The organism is Mesorhizobium sp. KR2-14 (genome assembly GCF_040049255.1).
In the GTDB taxonomy this organism is placed as follows: Bacteria; Pseudomonadota; Alphaproteobacteria; order Rhizobiales; family Rhizobiaceae; genus Pseudaminobacter.
The window spans coordinates 473,731-487,395 of sequence record NZ_JBDZDR010000002.1 but is presented as its reverse complement, the minus strand read 5'-3'; the positions used below and the strand labels follow the sequence as shown (position 1 = coordinate 487,395).

16 protein-coding genes and 1 riboswitch are annotated in these 13,665 nt (G+C 63.5%); of the genes, 4 read left to right on the top strand and 12 right to left on the bottom strand.

Annotation, left to right across the window (positions count from 1 at the left end):
• Positions 1 to 73: 73 nt before the first annotated feature.
• The 3 genes from ABLE86_RS06860 to ABLE86_RS06850 all read right to left on the bottom strand — a co-directional run bounded on the left by ABLE86_RS06860 (position 74) and on the right by ABLE86_RS06850 (position 2,283).
• Positions 74 to 994: a pirin family protein gene (locus ABLE86_RS06860; protein WP_348778181.1), complete on the bottom strand. Its 921-nt coding sequence runs from the start codon at positions 992 to 994 to the stop codon at positions 74 to 76.
• Between the two features lie 107 nt (positions 995 to 1,101).
• The gene (locus ABLE86_RS06855) at positions 1,102 to 1,353 is read right to left on the bottom strand and encodes an exodeoxyribonuclease VII small subunit (protein ID WP_348778587.1); all 252 of its coding nucleotides are present in this window, start codon (positions 1,351 to 1,353) and stop codon (positions 1,102 to 1,104) included.
• A gap of 3 nt (positions 1,354 to 1,356) precedes the next feature.
• A complete protein-coding gene (locus ABLE86_RS06850; protein ID WP_348778180.1) occupies positions 1,357 to 2,283 on the bottom strand; it encodes a histone deacetylase family protein in 927 nt (308 codons plus the stop codon).
• 224 nt (positions 2,284 to 2,507) lie between these two features.
• Positions 2,508 to 2,688: riboswitch (cobalamin riboswitch) on the top strand.
• A gap of 48 nt (positions 2,689 to 2,736) precedes the next feature.
• On the opposite strand from ABLE86_RS06850, the gene bluB reads away from it, so the two are divergent.
• Positions 2,737 to 3,468: a 5,6-dimethylbenzimidazole synthase gene (bluB, locus tag ABLE86_RS06845; protein WP_348778179.1), complete on the top strand. Its 732-nt coding sequence runs from the start codon at positions 2,737 to 2,739 to the stop codon at positions 3,466 to 3,468.
• Here the strand turns inward: bluB and ABLE86_RS06840 are convergent.
• The 3 genes from ABLE86_RS06840 to aroC all read right to left on the bottom strand — a co-directional run bounded on the left by ABLE86_RS06840 (position 3,465) and on the right by aroC (position 6,805).
• Positions 3,465 to 4,448: a hypothetical protein gene (locus ABLE86_RS06840; protein ID WP_348778178.1), complete on the bottom strand. Its 984-nt coding sequence runs from the start codon at positions 4,446 to 4,448 to the stop codon at positions 3,465 to 3,467. The two genes, bluB and ABLE86_RS06840, sit on opposite strands and share 4 nt — an antisense overlap.
• An 86-nt stretch (positions 4,449 to 4,534) precedes the next feature.
• Positions 4,535 to 5,635 carry a 3,4-dihydroxy-2-butanone-4-phosphate synthase gene (ribB, locus tag ABLE86_RS06835; protein ID WP_348778177.1) on the bottom strand — a complete coding sequence of 367 codons (1,101 nt, stop codon included), beginning with the start codon at positions 5,633 to 5,635 and terminating at the stop codon, positions 4,535 to 4,537.
• Positions 5,636 to 5,704: 69 nt separating this feature from the next.
• Positions 5,705 to 6,805 carry a chorismate synthase gene (gene aroC / locus ABLE86_RS06830; protein ID WP_348778176.1) on the bottom strand — a complete coding sequence of 367 codons (1,101 nt, stop codon included), beginning with the start codon at positions 6,803 to 6,805 and terminating at the stop codon, positions 5,705 to 5,707.
• Positions 6,806 to 7,085: 280 nt separating this feature from the next.
• On the opposite strand from aroC, the gene ABLE86_RS06825 reads away from it, so the two are divergent.
• On the top strand, positions 7,086 to 7,334 hold the full coding sequence (locus ABLE86_RS06825) for a DUF1344 domain-containing protein (protein ID WP_348778175.1): 249 nt from the start codon (positions 7,086 to 7,088) through the stop codon (positions 7,332 to 7,334).
• 59 nt (positions 7,335 to 7,393) lie between these two features.
• On the opposite strand, the gene ABLE86_RS06820 is transcribed toward ABLE86_RS06825, so the two are convergent.
• The 5 genes from ABLE86_RS06820 to ABLE86_RS06800 all read right to left on the bottom strand — a co-directional run bounded on the left by ABLE86_RS06820 (position 7,394) and on the right by ABLE86_RS06800 (position 11,203).
• Entirely contained in the window at positions 7,394 to 7,981 is a 588-nt protein-coding gene (locus tag ABLE86_RS06820; protein WP_348778174.1) for a histidine phosphatase family protein, read from the bottom strand.
• A 33-nt stretch (positions 7,982 to 8,014) separates the two neighbouring features.
• Positions 8,015 to 8,839, bottom strand: coding sequence for an enoyl-ACP reductase FabI (gene fabI / locus ABLE86_RS06815; RefSeq protein ID WP_348778173.1), 825 nt, complete (start codon positions 8,837 to 8,839; stop codon positions 8,015 to 8,017).
• Between the two features lie 126 nt (positions 8,840 to 8,965).
• Positions 8,966 to 9,892: a DnaJ C-terminal domain-containing protein gene (locus ABLE86_RS06810; RefSeq protein ID WP_348778172.1), complete on the bottom strand. Its 927-nt coding sequence runs from the start codon at positions 9,890 to 9,892 to the stop codon at positions 8,966 to 8,968.
• Positions 9,893 to 10,007: 115 nt separating this feature from the next.
• Entirely contained in the window at positions 10,008 to 10,400 is a 393-nt protein-coding gene (locus ABLE86_RS06805) for an RT0821/Lpp0805 family surface protein (RefSeq protein WP_348778171.1), read from the bottom strand.
• A 296-nt stretch (positions 10,401 to 10,696) separates the two neighbouring features.
• Positions 10,697 to 11,203: a hypothetical protein gene (locus ABLE86_RS06800; protein ID WP_348778170.1), complete on the bottom strand. Its 507-nt coding sequence runs from the start codon at positions 11,201 to 11,203 to the stop codon at positions 10,697 to 10,699.
• A 479-nt stretch (positions 11,204 to 11,682) separates the two neighbouring features.
• Here ABLE86_RS06800 and pdxH point away from each other — a divergent pair, with 479 nt between their 5' ends.
• Together pdxH and ABLE86_RS06790 are read left to right on the top strand one after the other, a co-directional pair.
• Positions 11,683 to 12,288 (top strand): pyridoxamine 5'-phosphate oxidase, encoded by a 606-nt coding sequence (gene pdxH / locus ABLE86_RS06795; RefSeq protein ID WP_348778169.1) that lies wholly within the window; start codon positions 11,683 to 11,685, stop codon positions 12,286 to 12,288.
• A 99-nt stretch (positions 12,289 to 12,387) separates the two neighbouring features.
• Positions 12,388 to 12,855: a BA14K family protein gene (locus tag ABLE86_RS06790; protein WP_348778168.1), complete on the top strand. Its 468-nt coding sequence runs from the start codon at positions 12,388 to 12,390 to the stop codon at positions 12,853 to 12,855.
• 48 nt (positions 12,856 to 12,903) lie between these two features.
• On the opposite strand, the gene ABLE86_RS06785 is transcribed toward ABLE86_RS06790, so the two are convergent.
• Positions 12,904 to 13,665 (bottom strand): crotonase/enoyl-CoA hydratase family protein, encoded by a 762-nt coding sequence (locus ABLE86_RS06785; RefSeq protein ID WP_348778167.1) that lies wholly within the window; start codon positions 13,663 to 13,665, stop codon positions 12,904 to 12,906.

Genomic DNA, 13,665 nt, shown 5'->3' with positions numbered 1-13,665 from the left:
GGCTTCGGAGATAGAGTGTCGGTGCCGGAATGTAAATGAGCGCGGGCAAGATGTGGCCTTATGCCCGCAAAACTCAGCGCTCGGGCAAGGGTATGAACTCGTTCTCGTCGCCCGGCACGATGTCGAAGCGGCCGGTCTTCCATTCTTCCTTGGCCTGCTCGATGCGCTCCTTTGACGAGGAAACGAAGTTCCACCAGATGTAGCGCTGCGACCCCAGCGAGGCGCCGCCGAACAGCATGAAATGCGCGCCCTCCTCGGCCGAAACCACGATCTCGTCGCCGGGCCGGAACACCAGCAGCCGATCGGGCGGGAAACGGTCGCGCAGGATCGTGACATTGCCCTCCAGCACGTAGATCGCGCGCTCTTCCGCATCGGCCGGAATGCGGATCTTCGCGCCCGGCTCCAGGCGCACATCCACATAGAGCGTGTCGTGGTAGACGGTCACAGGCGAGCGATGGCCCTCGAAGTCGCCCATCACCACGCGCACTTTTGCGCCATCCGCATCGAACTCGGGCAGCGCGGTATTCGCCGTGTTCTCGAAGCCCGGGGCCATTTCCTCCTTGTTGTCGGGCAGCGCAATCCAGGTCTGCAGGCCCGAGATCGAGGTCGGCGCGCTGCGGATCTCCTCCGGCGTGCGCTCGGAATGGACGATGCCGCGCCCGGCCGTCATCAGGTTCACGTCGCCGGGCGAGATCACCATCTCGGTGCCGAGCGAATCGCGGTGCCGGATCTTCCCGTCGAACAGATAGGTCACGGTCGAGAGACCGATATGCGGGTGCGGGCGCACGTCCAACGCCTGCCCGGCCCGCAGAATCGCCGGGCCCATGCGATCGAAGAAGATGAAAGGGCCGACCAGTCGCCGCCGCGCGGTGGGCAGCGCGCGGCGCACCTCGAAGCCGCCAATGTCCTTGGCGTTGGCGACCACCATCAGTTCGAGAGCGTCGCAGGAATACGCGTTGCCCAGTTCGGGATCGGGTGCGGGAAAGAAGCTCATGGTAACCTCCAATCGGCGGCAGTCGCAAAAAACTTGCCCGCAGAGGCTACGCCGCGACGACCACGGGAGAAATACCGCGCCGCCGAGACGGATTGTTCAACGATGCCCTACTCTCCGTCGAGCGGCTCGGCTCCCACCGGCTTGCCGTCGCGCGACAGGCGGATCTTCTCCACCTTGTCCTCGGCCGCCTTTAGCAGCCGGTCGCAATGCGCCTTCAGCGCCTCGCCGCGCTCGTAGATGCGGATCGACTGGTCGAGCGGCACGTCGCCGCGCTCCAGATGGTCGACGATGCTCTCCAGCGCTTCCAGCGCCTGTTCGAAGCTCATCGCCTTGATGTCGTCATTCGGTTCGGCGTCCATCATTCATCCTTTCATCAGGCGCTTTACATGCGCCGCGACCGAAAAAGACAGGCCCTGCAGGTCGTAGCCGCCCTCGAGCAGACTCACGATGCGGTTGTTCGCATGGCGCGCCGCGCGGTCCATGAGCTGGCCTGTCGCCCAGTCGAAGTCTTCTTCCGTCAAGTTGATCTGCGCCAGCGGGTCGCGATGGTGCGCGTCGAAGCCGGCGGAGATGATGATCAGGTCCGGCGCGAAATTGTCGAGCGCCGGCAGCACGCGCGCCCGGAACGCTTCGCGGAACAGGTCGCTGCCGCTCTCCGGCGACAGCGGCGCGTTGACGATGTTGCCCGCGCCGGTCTCGTCCTTGGCGCCGGTGCCCGGATAGAGCGGCATCTGGTGGGTGGAGCAGAACAGCACGCTCGGGTCGTCCCAGAAGATGTCCTGCGTGCCGTTGCCGTGGTGCACGTCCCAGTCGACGATGGCCACGCGCTCGGCGCCATATTTGCGCTGCGCGTAGCGGGCCGCGATCGCTGCGTTGTTGAACAGGCAGAACCCCATCGCGGTCGTCTTCTCGGCATGGTGACCCGGCGGGCGCGCCGCCACGAACACGTTGTCAGCCTTGCCGGTGAACACGTCGTCCACCGCCGCATTGGCCGCGCCGATCGCCGTCAGCGCCGCCTGCCAGCTCTTGGGGCTCACGGTGGTGTCGGCATCGATGCCCACGAGCCCCTCCTCGGGGATCGCCGCGCGAATCCGGTCCACGAAGCTCTCGGGATGGGCGAACAGGATCGTCGCCTCGTCTCCCTCCGGCGCCTCGACGCGCACGAGGTCCGCAAACGCATCATCCTCCAGCACGCGCGCAATCGCGCGCAGCCGGTCCGGGCGCTCCGGGTGCCCCGGCGGCGTCAGGTGCTCAAGATAGATCGGGTGCGAATAAAGGCGCGTTGTCATGCCAGGCAGTTTATCAGCAAAGGCGCCCGTCGCCACGCACTACCTGCCGAAGCCTGGGGAAAATCGTCTTTTCTCGCAAACCCCGTGTCGCCGATTGAGGATGCATCGCGCCCCGTTCCGCGATAGTGTCGCGCTGCTGCAAGGTGCCCGCCTTAGAGCATGATCCCGAAAAGTTGCAGACTTTTCGGACAAGGTCATGCTCCAGAAACCTGGAGAAAGATGGCGTCTCAAGGAGAAGCCATCGCGCTCTAGGGCGGGAGAATCGGGAACGCGGTGCAAATCCGCGGCGTGCCCAACGCTGTAAGGGGGATCGCATTGGCAAGTGCCACTGTTCTGCGGAACGGGAAGGCGCCGATGGCGGGACGAACCCGAGCCAGAAGACCGGCCAGGCAGAAATAGTCGTCCGCTTGGTCAGGCGGAACGATGCCGAGCCTGTTCGCAAGGGGAAACGCGATGCCGGCAAGCAGCCATCCTATGCCCGAAAACGCCTTCGGAGACGCGGCGCGCGAGGCAGTCTACCGCGCAATCTTCACGCGCCGCGACGTGCGCAGTCATTTTGCGCCCGAGCCGCTCGATGACGCCGTTCTGGCGCGCCTCTTGCTGGCCGCCCATCACGCGCCGTCGGTCGGCTTCATGCAGCCGTGGAATTTTATCGTCATCCGCGACATGGAGCGACGCGAGCGCGTGCGCGACCTGTTCCTGGCCGCCCGCGCGCAGGAACTGCCTGCCATCGCCGCCGAGCGGCAAGCGCTCTACCGCAAGCTGAAGCTCGAAGGCATCTGCGAAAGCGCGCTGAACCTCTGCATCACCTGCGACCGGCGGCGTTCGGAAACCTCGCCCCTCGGCCGCTGGCACAACCCGCAGATGGACCTCTACAGCACCGTCTGTGCTGTCCAAAATCTCTGGCTCGCCGCGCGGGCGGAAGGGGTGGGCATCGGCTGGGTCAGCATCCTCAACGAGCACGCATTGAAGGGCCTGCTCGACATTCCCGACCACGTCGCGCCGGTCGCCTATCTGTGCGTAGGTCGCGTCTCGCAGTTCGCGCCGAAACCAGACCTTGAGGCAAATGGCTGGGGCAGCCGCCTGCCCCTGCACGAGTTGATCATGAGCGAGGCCTTCGGCGGCGCCGGAGAAACCGCGCTCAAGGAGACGGTGACCCGAGAAGCCCGGTCCTGTCGTGCCTAACCCGGCTGTCCGGCCGGCTGCCACGCCGACCCGCCGGGCGCGCCCAGCGCCTTGTCCTTCAGCTCGCGGAACTTGCCCGATGCCTCGGCCAGCCGGCGATCCCAGTCGGCGTTGGGCGTCTGCCCCTCAATGGCCTTGAAATAGACCTGCATCAGCGAAGCGATGGCGAAGGGCTCGATCAGCGCGCCCTTCACCGCCCAGGCAAACACGATCGCCAGAACGAAGGCCCAGCCCGCCAGTTGCCCGGGCATCACGTAGAGGATGGCGGCCGCGGGCGTCAGCATCATCAGGAAGATGACGAAGGTCAGGCCCCACATGATGATCGCCAGCCACACCGCGTTCTTGACCAGTGTCCTGGCGTTCTGTGCGTAGAGGACAACGCCCTGGCGGGCGGTCTCGTAAGGGCTGTGGCTGTCGATGCGGATATTGTAGGCGAGAATGATCTCATCGACATAGGTCAGCGACAGGCGAATGACCGTGTTGATGAACTTCACCAGCCCGTCGAGCCCCGGGATGGGAAGGAAGGACGCTATGCCGCCGATCAGGCCGGTGATGGCGGCGATGGCGCCCTTCACCAGTTGGTCGAGAACAAAGAGAATGTTCGCCTCGGCAAATCGCGCCGTCACCACTTCCCGCGCATAAGAGATCTGGCCCTGGCCGCCCGGCACGTCGTGGCCGTCAAGCAGCCGGACCATGACCGCGATGTGGCCGGCCTTGACGATGTAGAGGATGTATTCGCGGATCCAGTAGACGATCAGCGACACCGCGCCGAAACCCAGGATCCCGCCCCACAGCGAAAGGGTGACCGGCCCGTCCTCGCCGCCGAAGATGTGGCCTGCGCCATAGCCGACGCCCGCTCCGGCGCCGGTCGCAAGCACATACGCTGCGGTGATTGCAAAAAACACGATCATGCGAAAGACGATGAAGGGCCATGTCTTCACCATCATCGACAGCGTCTTGCCGATATCGAAGTCCCACATGTAACATCCCCCCAGAACAGGCGAATTGAGCATGTCCTGAGGGGAGATATTGTCAAGCGTCTGCCGCACAACAGCGGCGATTCTCGCTAAAGAATTTCTGTCTTGGCGATCTTGATGCCGAAACCTTCGAGGCCGACATAGTGGCGCTCGCGCGAGGCGATCAGGTTGATCGAGGAAATGCCGAGGTCGCGCAGGATCTGCGCACCCAGGCCGATCTCGCGCCACTCGCTCTCGCGCTTGCGGGCTTCGGCATGCGCCTCCGCCTCGTTGTGCACCGGGCGGTTGCGGTCCTGGTGGGCGACGCCCACCGATCCCTCGCGCAAATAGACGATGACGCCGCGCTTGCATTCGCCCATCGACTTCATGATCGACTGCAGGTCATGTCCGGTGCCGAACACGTCGTCCACCACGTTTTCCGAATGAAGCCTGACCGGCACTTCCTCGCCGTCGCGAATGTCGCCGAACACGATCGCCAGGTGGTGCATCACGTCCCAGGGCAGCGTGTAGGTATAGGCCTTGGCCTTGCCGCCGGGCGTTTCGATATCCGAGCACTCGACACGCTCCACCAGCTTTTCTTGGCGCTGGCGATAGGCGATGAGGTCGGCCACCGACACCTGCTTCAAGCCGTTGGCCTCGGCGAAGGCCGCCACCTGCGGCCCGCGCATCACCGTGCCATCGTCGTTGACCAGTTCCGAGATGACTCCCACCGGCGGCAGGCCGGCCAGCTTGCACAGGTCCACGGCCGCCTCGGTATGGCCCGAGCGCATCAGCACACCGCCCTCGCGCGCCACCAGCGGGAAGATGTGGCCAGGACGCACGAAATCGGCGGGACCGGCATTGTCGTTGGCCAGGTTGCGCACTGTCAGCGTGCGGTCGTCGGCCGAGATGCCGGTGGTGGTGCCATGCTTGAAGTCGACGCTGACGGTGAAGGCGGTGGTGTGGGCCGAATCGTTTTCGGCCACCATCGGCGCAAGGTTCAGCCGGCGGGCGTCCTCGCGCGTCATCGGCGTGCAGACGATGCCGGAGGTGTGGCGCACGATGAAAGCCATCTTCTCGGCGGTACAATGCACGGCTGCGACGATCAGGTCGCCCTCGTTCTCGCGTCCGTCGTCATCCATCACGACGACGATTTCGCCACGTTCGAAGGCCCGAAGCGCCTCGACGACTTTTTTCTGATCGTAGGACATGGTGCTCACTTTGTTCGCAAGGGAGTAAGGGAGTAGGGCAGTATGTTATTCCCCTACTCCCTTACTCCCCTAAATTCTTCCCGTCTGGCCGCGATGCCGCAGGTAGTGATCGGCGATGGCGCAGGCAACCATGGCCTCGCCGATCGGTACGGCGCGTATGCCCACGCAAGGGTCGTGGCGGCCCTTGGTCATCACGTCGACGTCCTTGCCGTCGACATCGATGGACTTGCGCGGCGTCAGGATCGACGACGTCGGCTTGACGGCAAAGCGCGCCACGATTTCCTGCCCCGTCGAGATACCGCCAAGTATACCCCCGGCGTGGTTTGACAGGAACACCGGCTTGCCATCGTTGCCTATGCGGATCTCGTCGGCATTCTCTTCGCCGGTGATGCGCGCGGCCTCGAAGCCATTGCCGATCTCCACCCCCTTCACCGCATTAATGGACATGAGATTCGAGGCGATGTCCTGGTCAAGCTTGGCATAGACCGGCGCGCCGAGACCGGCGGGCACGCCCTCGGCCACGATCTCGATGACGGCGCCCACCGAGGAGCCGGCCTTGCGGATGCCGTCGAGATATTCGGCGAATACCGGCACCGAATCCGGATCCGGCGTGAAGAACGGGTTTTCCGCATCCTCAACGAAATTCCAGTTCCAGCGGCTGCGGTCGATGTCCTTCACGCCGATAGAGACCAGCGCACCGCGCACAACCATGCCCGGCACCACCTTGCGTGCCAGCGCGCCGGCAGCCACGCGCGCAGCGGTTTCGCGAGCGGAAGAACGCCCGCCGCCGCGATGGTCGCGCAGGCCGTATTTGACGTGATAGGTGTAGTCGGCATGGCCGGGCCGGTACTGCCGCGCAATCTCGCCATAGTCCTTCGAGCGCTGGTCGACGTTTTCAATCATCATCGACACCGGCGTGCCGGTGGTGATCATCGTCTCGCCGTCCTCGTCCAGCACAAAGCCCGACAGCACCTGCACCTCGTCGGGCTCGCGGCGCTGGGTCACGAACCGCGATTTGCCTGGGCGGCGCCGGTCGAGTTCGGCCTGGATTTCGGCGCGCGTGAAGCGAATGCCAGGCGGGCAGCCATCGACCACGCAGCCCAAGGCCGCGCCGTGGCTTTCGCCCCAGGTGGTGACACGGAACAGATGTCCGAAAGTGTTGTGCGACATGATACTCAGCCCTGCCCGGTCTCGCCGGCTCTGGGCTGCGTTCTATTGGCGTTTTCGGCAGGGGTCAAACCATGATCCGACCTGTTGCCCAGTTGTCTCGCGCGAGCCGAACGGCGGCAGGTGCCCGGTTTTCCTGTGATTTCGGCAACATCTTGAAAACATAAAGTGAAACTGCCGCGTTCTAGTTTTGACACATTCCCCGTGTTACTGGTTTCTACCCGCGCGCAATCGCGAGCCGTCGCCCGTCGACGCCAAGGATAAACAAAAACGAGGATGGACCATGCGTAGCCTGATCGGCGCTCTTGCCGCTGTCATGATGATTTCCAGCGCCGCCTTCGCTGCCGAGGCGGAAGGCAAGATCAAGGTGATCGACCGCGAAAAGCTGACCATCACGCTCGACAACGGCAAGTCCTACAAGCTGCCCGGCGAATTCGACGTCGATGCGCTTCAGGAGGGCATGGACGTCCTGCTCGCCTACGATCAGGTCAACGGCGTCAACATGATCACCGACATGGAGCTGCCGGAATAGCTTTCCGGCGCAGTGACGGCCGCCACGAGTTTCGCGGCCTGCGTACAAGCGCCCAGACCTCAGAGCCAGTCCAGCCTGCCGTTTTCAAACCGCAGCACACGGTCCTGCGGAATTTCCAGCGCCGCCGCCAGGTTGGCGGGTATCGACTGCGCCAGCCGGAAGATGACGCGCAGCACGCCGCCATGGGTCACGCAGACCGTGGGGTGCTTCAGCTCCTCGAACCAGGGCCTTATGCGGCCGAGCAGCATCTCATAGCTCTCGGCGTCCTCGCCCGGCGGCACGAAGCTCCATTTGTCGCGCGAACGCTCCTCCTTGCAGCCGGGGTAGCGTTCTTCGAGCTCCGGGAAGGTAAAGCCCTGCCAGTCGCCAAAATTCACCTCCACCAGCCGCGGATCGGTGCGATAGCCGTGTGAGGCAAGCCCCATGGCCGTGCGTGCACGCTCCATGGTTTCGCGCGTGCGCCGCATCGGGCTGGCGACGAAGTCGAATTGGTGCGGCTCGGCAATCAGTTCGGCCAGGCGCTGGCCATTGCGGTCGGCCTGGGCGCGGCCGACCTCGGTGATGTCGGTGTCGGCCTGCCCCTGCAAGCGCTCTTCGGCATTCCAGGCTGTCTGGCCGTGGCGCACGAAATAGACAAGCGGAAACATGACGCCCCGCACGCCTCCCGAAAGCTGCGGACGTCAGTCCTTGATGGTGGAAATGTCCGGGGCGTCCACGGCCTTCATGCCGACGACGTGGTAGCCCGAATCGACGTGGTGCACCTCGCCGGTCACGCCGCGCGACAGGTCGGACAGGAAGTAGAGGCCGGAATCGCCCACTTCCTCCGGGGTCACGGTGCGCTTCAGCGGCGCGTTGTACTCGTTCCACTTCAGGATGTAGCGGAAGTCGCCGATGCCGGAAGCCGCCAGCGTCTTGATCGGGCCGGCCGAAATCGCGTTGACCCGGATGCCCTTGCCGCCGAGGTCGACGGCCAGATAGCGCACGCTGGCCTCGAGTGCGGCCTTGGCCACGCCCATGACGTTGTAGTGCGGCATCACCTTCTCGGCGCCGTAATAGGTCAGCGTCAGCAGCGAACCGCCATCGGTCATCAGCGCCTCGGCGCGCTTGGCAATGGTGGTGAAGGAATAGACCGAGATATCCATCGTGCGCAGGAAGTTGTCGCGCGAGGTCTCGACATAGCGCCCGTCCAGTTCCTCCTTGTCGGAGAAGGCGATGGCATGAACTACGAAGTCCAGCTTGCCCCACTTCTTGGCAACGCCCTCGAAGACGGCGTCCAGGCTCTCCGGATCGGTCACGTCGCAGTGGCCAGCCAAATGGGCGCGCTCGCCCAGTTCGGCAACCAGCGGCTCGACGCGCTTCCGGAAGGCCTCGCCCTGATAGGTCAGCGCCAGTTCGGCGCCCTGATCGGCGCAGGCCTTGGCAATCCCCCAGGCAATCGACCGGTTGTTGGCCACGCCAAGGATAAGGCCGCGCTTTCCGGCCATCAGGCCCTGTCCAACCGCCATGTGATCCACTCTCCGCATTCTCTACAACCAGGAACAGCCCCTATCGCACAGCCACAAGGCGCCTTCAAGCGCCCTGCGCATGTAAGTCATCGACCTAACGGAGCGAAAACCGCAAGCTAAAGCGCTTTAAATGCTCTGGCGCTTCTTCATAAGGGCTTCCAGTTCGGCATCGCCGCCTTCCGGCAGCATGACGCGGACATGGACATAGAGATCGGCGTGGCCGCCGGTCTTCTGGGTAAGGCCGCGCCCCCTGAGGCGCAGCATCTTGTCGGAACTGGACCATGCCGGCACGGTCACCGCCAGCCGTCCGGTCGGCGTCTCGACCGCAAGCTTGGCGCCCAGCACCGCGTCGCGCAGCGGCACGGGAAGGTCGACATGCAGGTCGCGCCCCTCCACGCGGTAGCGCGGGTGCTTCTTGAAGCGTATCTTCACCAGCGCATCGCCCGGGCCGCCGATGCCAGGCTCGCCCTGGCCCTTCAGGCGGATGGTCTGGCCGTCCTCGACATAATGCGGCAGCTTGACCGCAAGCTTGCGGCCGTCGGGAAACAGCGCCGCGACCTTCTCAGCCCCCGCCACCTCCTCGATGCTGACGTCGAGCGTGGCATTGAGATCGGCGCCGGGAGGGGCCCGGTGCGCGGTGCCGCCCGCCCCGCGCTGCGAGAATGCCTGGCCGAACAGTTCGCTGAAAATGTCGCTGTCGCTGTCGAACGGGCTGCCGCCATGGCCGCCGCTGCGAAACTCGAAACGCGAGCCGCCCGGCCCCTGGCTCTGGCGCCGAAAGCCCGCAAAGGGGTCGCCGCCCGGTTGGCCCTCAAAACCGTGGAATTTCGGCTTGCCCTCGGCATCGATCTCGCCGCGGTCGTAGGCCCCGCGGCTCTTTTCGTCGCCGAGAATTTCATATGCCTGGTTGGCGGCGGCAAAACGGTCCTTCGCCTTGGGATCATTCGGATTCTGGTCCGGATGATGCTTCTTGGCGAGTTTCCGGTACGCCGACTTTATCTCCTTGGCTGACGCGTTCTTGGAAACGCCCAGCACTTCATAGGGATCACGCATGCCTTCTGCCTGCCGGAATAAAAATGAATTAGAACTTGCTCACTATATGCTCCTCGCTAGGAACAAATTCCAGAGGTGGTGAAGCGCAGTCTTCGCTCTGCGAGCGCTTGCGCGCTCAGGAAGCCGGCTGGAAGTTCATCATGCGCCAGGTGCCTGAGCCGGCCATGCAGGCCTCGCCATGATAGAGCCCGACGCCGTCATAGCTCTCGCGCGATGTGGTGAATTTCCGGCATAGTGCGCCATTGTCGCGGCTTTCCACCAGGCGGGTGATGGCCCCGCGTGAGCCCGTGTCGGCATTGGCCCAGGCCAGGGCGCCGCTCAGCCCTTCCATGTCGGCCGCGGAAACGGCGTTGCGGATGGTGGTTTCGTCCGAAATCTGTTCGGCATCGGCCGCCTGCGCGGCCGGAGAGACCGTGCCGGTCACCAGCGTGCGGTCCACCTCCGCCTTCTCCAGGCTGAAGCCGCCAGCCGCACAGGCGCAAAGCGGGAGAACGGCCGCCAGCGTCATCGCTTTCAGGCAACCAGACCAGGCACGTACCGACACACCACCTCTCAATTCTTGCACACCGCGCGACAGTGGCTCTTCGCGACCGTCGCATCGATCGGAAAATATGCCGGGACCGCATTAACAAGCGGTTTACCTGATTTGCAACGAAAGCAACACTTTGGAAAAACGGGCGTTTACCAGCCAGCGGCCGCCGACAAGAGGCCAATGAGAAGGCCCGCCCCGAAGGCCGGGGCGGGCTCTGGCGCAGCGATTGCCTGGGGTCGCTGTGCCAGCAGGAAGGAATGGCTCAAAAAGCCTCAGTCGTCATTGCCCCCTTGACCGTGACCATGCCCATGCTTGTGCTTGCGGTGATGGTCCTTGTCGCCATGGTGGTGTTTGCCGTGGTCCTTATCCCCGTGATGGTGGTTGCCCGACGACCCATTGTGATTGCCGTTGTTGTTCCTGTTGTTCGAACCGGTGTTGTGGTTGCCGTTGTTGTTGCCATTGTTCGAACCGGCATTGTGATTGCCGTTGTTGTTGCCATTGCCCGAACCGGTGTTGTTGTTCCCGTTCCCGTTGCCGTTGTTCGACCCCTTATTGTTGTTACCGTTATTATTGCCGTTATTAGAGCCGGTATTGTTGTTGCCGTTGTTATTGCCGTTGTTCGAGCCGGTGTTGTCGTTACCGTTGTTGTTACCGTTGTTCGAGCCAGCGTTGTTATTGCCATTGTTGTTGCCATTGTCCGACCCGCCTGTGGAGGGGCCGGCCGCCGCAAAAGCCGTCATGGCGAGCACTGCCGTTGCGGCGATAAGCAGCTTTTTCATTTTGAATTCCTTTCGTGGACATGACCATTGGCACGGATGCCTCAAACGTCAGGCAATCAACTCGGCTTCACGAGGGCTTGACGCGGCGTAGCATCTTGAAAGCAGCCGCGTTGCAGGACAAATCAGGTTAAATACTCATCCGCGACAGGAAGATTTCATTGCTCGGCTACGGTGTTAACGCCGTCAATTCGGGACAATTTTAATAAAACCGTTCCGATTACTCGTGCTAAGCTTCGTCCTTTGCTGACGTGGCGCCGGGCAAATCAGCACGAGAGCAGGGTCATTTTCCCCGCCCCCCGGCGGGAAAATCCTGACACACATAGGGCGCAGCCGCTCCCGGTGGCGGGTATCGTCAGCCGCACTTGCGGTAGAGGCCCCGGAAAAGGTAACCAAGACATAGCGACGCGGCTGAAGCCCTCGGCTTTCGGCCCCGGTCTTGGAAACGCAATGGAACCCCAACCCGGTGAATTGATCGAAAAATGATGGAAGCAAGCGGCGACTTTACCGAGAGTTCAGAACCGTTCCGGCTGTTTGCGACGTGGCTTGACGATGCAACGAACAGCGAGCCGAACGACCCCAACGGCGTTGCGCTGGCAACCGTCGACCCCGAAGGCATGCCGGACGTGCGGATGGTGCTGCTTAAGGGCTTCGACGAGAAAGGCTTCGTCTTCTACACCAATTTCGAAAGCGCCAAGGGCCGCGAGCTCCTTTCCACCATGAAGGCGGCCATGTGCTTCCACTGGAAGTCGCTGCGCCGTCAGGTTCGGGTGCGCGGGCCGGTGGAAATCGTCAGCAACGAGGAAGCCGACGCCTATTTCGCCTCGCGCCCGCGCGGCAGCCGCATCGGCGCCTGGGCCTCAAAACAGTCGCGTCAGCTGGAGAGCCGCTTCGCGCTCGAAAAGGCGGTGGCGGAATACACCGCCCGCTATGCCATTGGCGAGATACCGCGCCCGGCCCACTGGTCCGGCTTCCGCCTCGTGCCGCAGACGATCGAGTTCTGGCACGACCGGCCATTCCGCCTGCACGACCGCATCGTCTTCACGCGCACTGCGGACGGCTGGGAAAAGACCCGCCTTTATCCCTGATTCGTTCATTACCAAGATTTAATGATTTCATTCAGTTACGGTTCATAGTCGAGCGGCCAAACTTACGGGCGGGGTTTGGAAAGACTGAATGAGGAACCGATGAAGAAGATTTTATCGACCGTTTGCGCGGCAGCCATGGGGCTGACCGCGATCGTTTCCACCATGACGCCCGCAAGTGCTGCGCCGGTGCTGTTTCCCAAGCTCGAAGCCGGCACTTCCGACGTCCAGCAGGTGCGTGACGGCCCCGGCCGCTTCTATCGCCGCGGGAACAACTATTACTACAACGGCCATCGCGGCTACCGGCACCATCGGCCCGGCTGGCGTCAGTACGACGGCTGGTGGTTCCCGCCTGCAGCCTTCGTAGCCGGCGCGATCATCGGCGGCGCCATCGCCAGCCAGCCGGCACCCGTCTATCGCGAGCCGGTGCCTGTCTATCGTCAGCCGCGCTATGGCGATGCACATGTCGAGTGGTGCTTTGATCGCTATCGCTCGTATCGGGCCTATGACAACACGTTCCAGCCCAACAACGGGCCGCGTAAGCAGTGCGTGTCGCCCTACTATCGCTGACGCGATCCTGACTTCTCAGGCTACCCTAATGGCCCCGCTTCGGCGGGGTCATTTCTTTCGGCTCATGAAAGCCACGAAGGCCTGCCTGGCCTCGTCCGATTTCAACCGCTCGCGAAAGTGCTCGCCCTCTTCGCGAATACGGGCGATCACCGCCTCGCGCGGCGCGCGCATCAGGTCGCGCGCGATCTTCAGCGCCTGCGGCGGCTTGGCCGCAACCGCCTCGGCAGCCGTCAGCACGGCCGCCTCCAACGCATCCTCCGGCACAACGTCGTAGATCAACCCTGCCGCCTTGGCGCGCTCGGCCGAAAGCCCCTCGCCGAGCCCCAGCATGGCGAAGGCCTGCTGGCGTCCGAGGATTGCCGGCACTAGAAGGCTCGAACCCGCCTCCGGCACCAGCCCCAGATCCACGAAGGGGGTCTTGAACACGGTGCGGGGCGTGGCAAAGGTCAGGTCGCAGTGCAGGTTCAGCGTCGTGCCGATGCCCACGGCGATGCCGTCCACGCCCGAAAGCAGCGGCTTTTCCGACTGCGCCAGCGCCAGCAGGAATTCCCACACTTCTCCGCCACCTTCGCCGCCCGTGGCAATCGCCATGAAGTCGGCCAGGTCGTTGCCGGCCGAAAAGGCACCCGGCACGCCGAAGAACACATGTGCGCGGATTTCCGGATCGGCATCGCCTGACCGCAGCGCGTCCGCCATCGCCGCATACATGGCGCGCGTGATTGCGTTCTTCTTGTCCGGACGGTTCATGCGGATCGTCTGCACCGCGCCGCGCCGCTCGATGATGATGTGGCCATCAGCCAGGCTCGCCAT

What these genes read in the sequence shown, in the direction of transcription:
- ABLE86_RS06860 (WP_348778181.1), bottom strand. Translation starts at nt 994, where the DNA reads ATGAGCTTCTTTCCCGCACCCGATCCCGAACTGGGCAACGCGTATTCC.
- ABLE86_RS06855 (WP_348778587.1), bottom strand. Translation starts at nt 1,353, where the DNA reads ATGGACGCCGAACCGAATGACGACATCAAGGCGATGAGCTTCGAACAG.
- ABLE86_RS06850 (WP_348778180.1), bottom strand. Translation starts at nt 2,283, where the DNA reads ATGACAACGCGCCTTTATTCGCACCCGATCTATCTTGAGCACCTGACG.
- bluB (WP_348778179.1), top strand. Translation starts at nt 2,737, where the DNA reads ATGCCGGCAAGCAGCCATCCTATGCCCGAAAACGCCTTCGGAGACGCG.
- ABLE86_RS06840 (WP_348778178.1), bottom strand. Translation starts at nt 4,448, where the DNA reads ATGTGGGACTTCGATATCGGCAAGACGCTGTCGATGATGGTGAAGACA.
- ribB (WP_348778177.1), bottom strand. Translation starts at nt 5,635, where the DNA reads ATGTCCTACGATCAGAAAAAAGTCGTCGAGGCGCTTCGGGCCTTCGAA.
- aroC (WP_348778176.1), bottom strand. Translation starts at nt 6,805, where the DNA reads ATGTCGCACAACACTTTCGGACATCTGTTCCGTGTCACCACCTGGGGC.
- ABLE86_RS06825 (WP_348778175.1), top strand. Translation starts at nt 7,086, where the DNA reads ATGCGTAGCCTGATCGGCGCTCTTGCCGCTGTCATGATGATTTCCAGC.
- ABLE86_RS06820 (WP_348778174.1), bottom strand. Translation starts at nt 7,981, where the DNA reads ATGTTTCCGCTTGTCTATTTCGTGCGCCACGGCCAGACAGCCTGGAAT.
- fabI (WP_348778173.1), bottom strand. Translation starts at nt 8,839, where the DNA reads ATGGCGGTTGGACAGGGCCTGATGGCCGGAAAGCGCGGCCTTATCCTT.
- ABLE86_RS06810 (WP_348778172.1), bottom strand. Translation starts at nt 9,892, where the DNA reads ATGCGTGATCCCTATGAAGTGCTGGGCGTTTCCAAGAACGCGTCAGCC.
- ABLE86_RS06805 (WP_348778171.1), bottom strand. Translation starts at nt 10,400, where the DNA reads ATGACGCTGGCGGCCGTTCTCCCGCTTTGCGCCTGTGCGGCTGGCGGC.
- ABLE86_RS06800 (WP_348778170.1), bottom strand. Translation starts at nt 11,203, where the DNA reads ATGAAAAAGCTGCTTATCGCCGCAACGGCAGTGCTCGCCATGACGGCT.
- pdxH (WP_348778169.1), top strand. Translation starts at nt 11,683, where the DNA reads ATGATGGAAGCAAGCGGCGACTTTACCGAGAGTTCAGAACCGTTCCGG.
- ABLE86_RS06790 (WP_348778168.1), top strand. Translation starts at nt 12,388, where the DNA reads ATGAAGAAGATTTTATCGACCGTTTGCGCGGCAGCCATGGGGCTGACC.
- ABLE86_RS06785 (WP_348778167.1), bottom strand. Translation starts at nt 13,665, where the DNA reads ATGGCGAGCCTGGCTGATGGCCACATCATCATCGAGCGGCGCGGCGCG.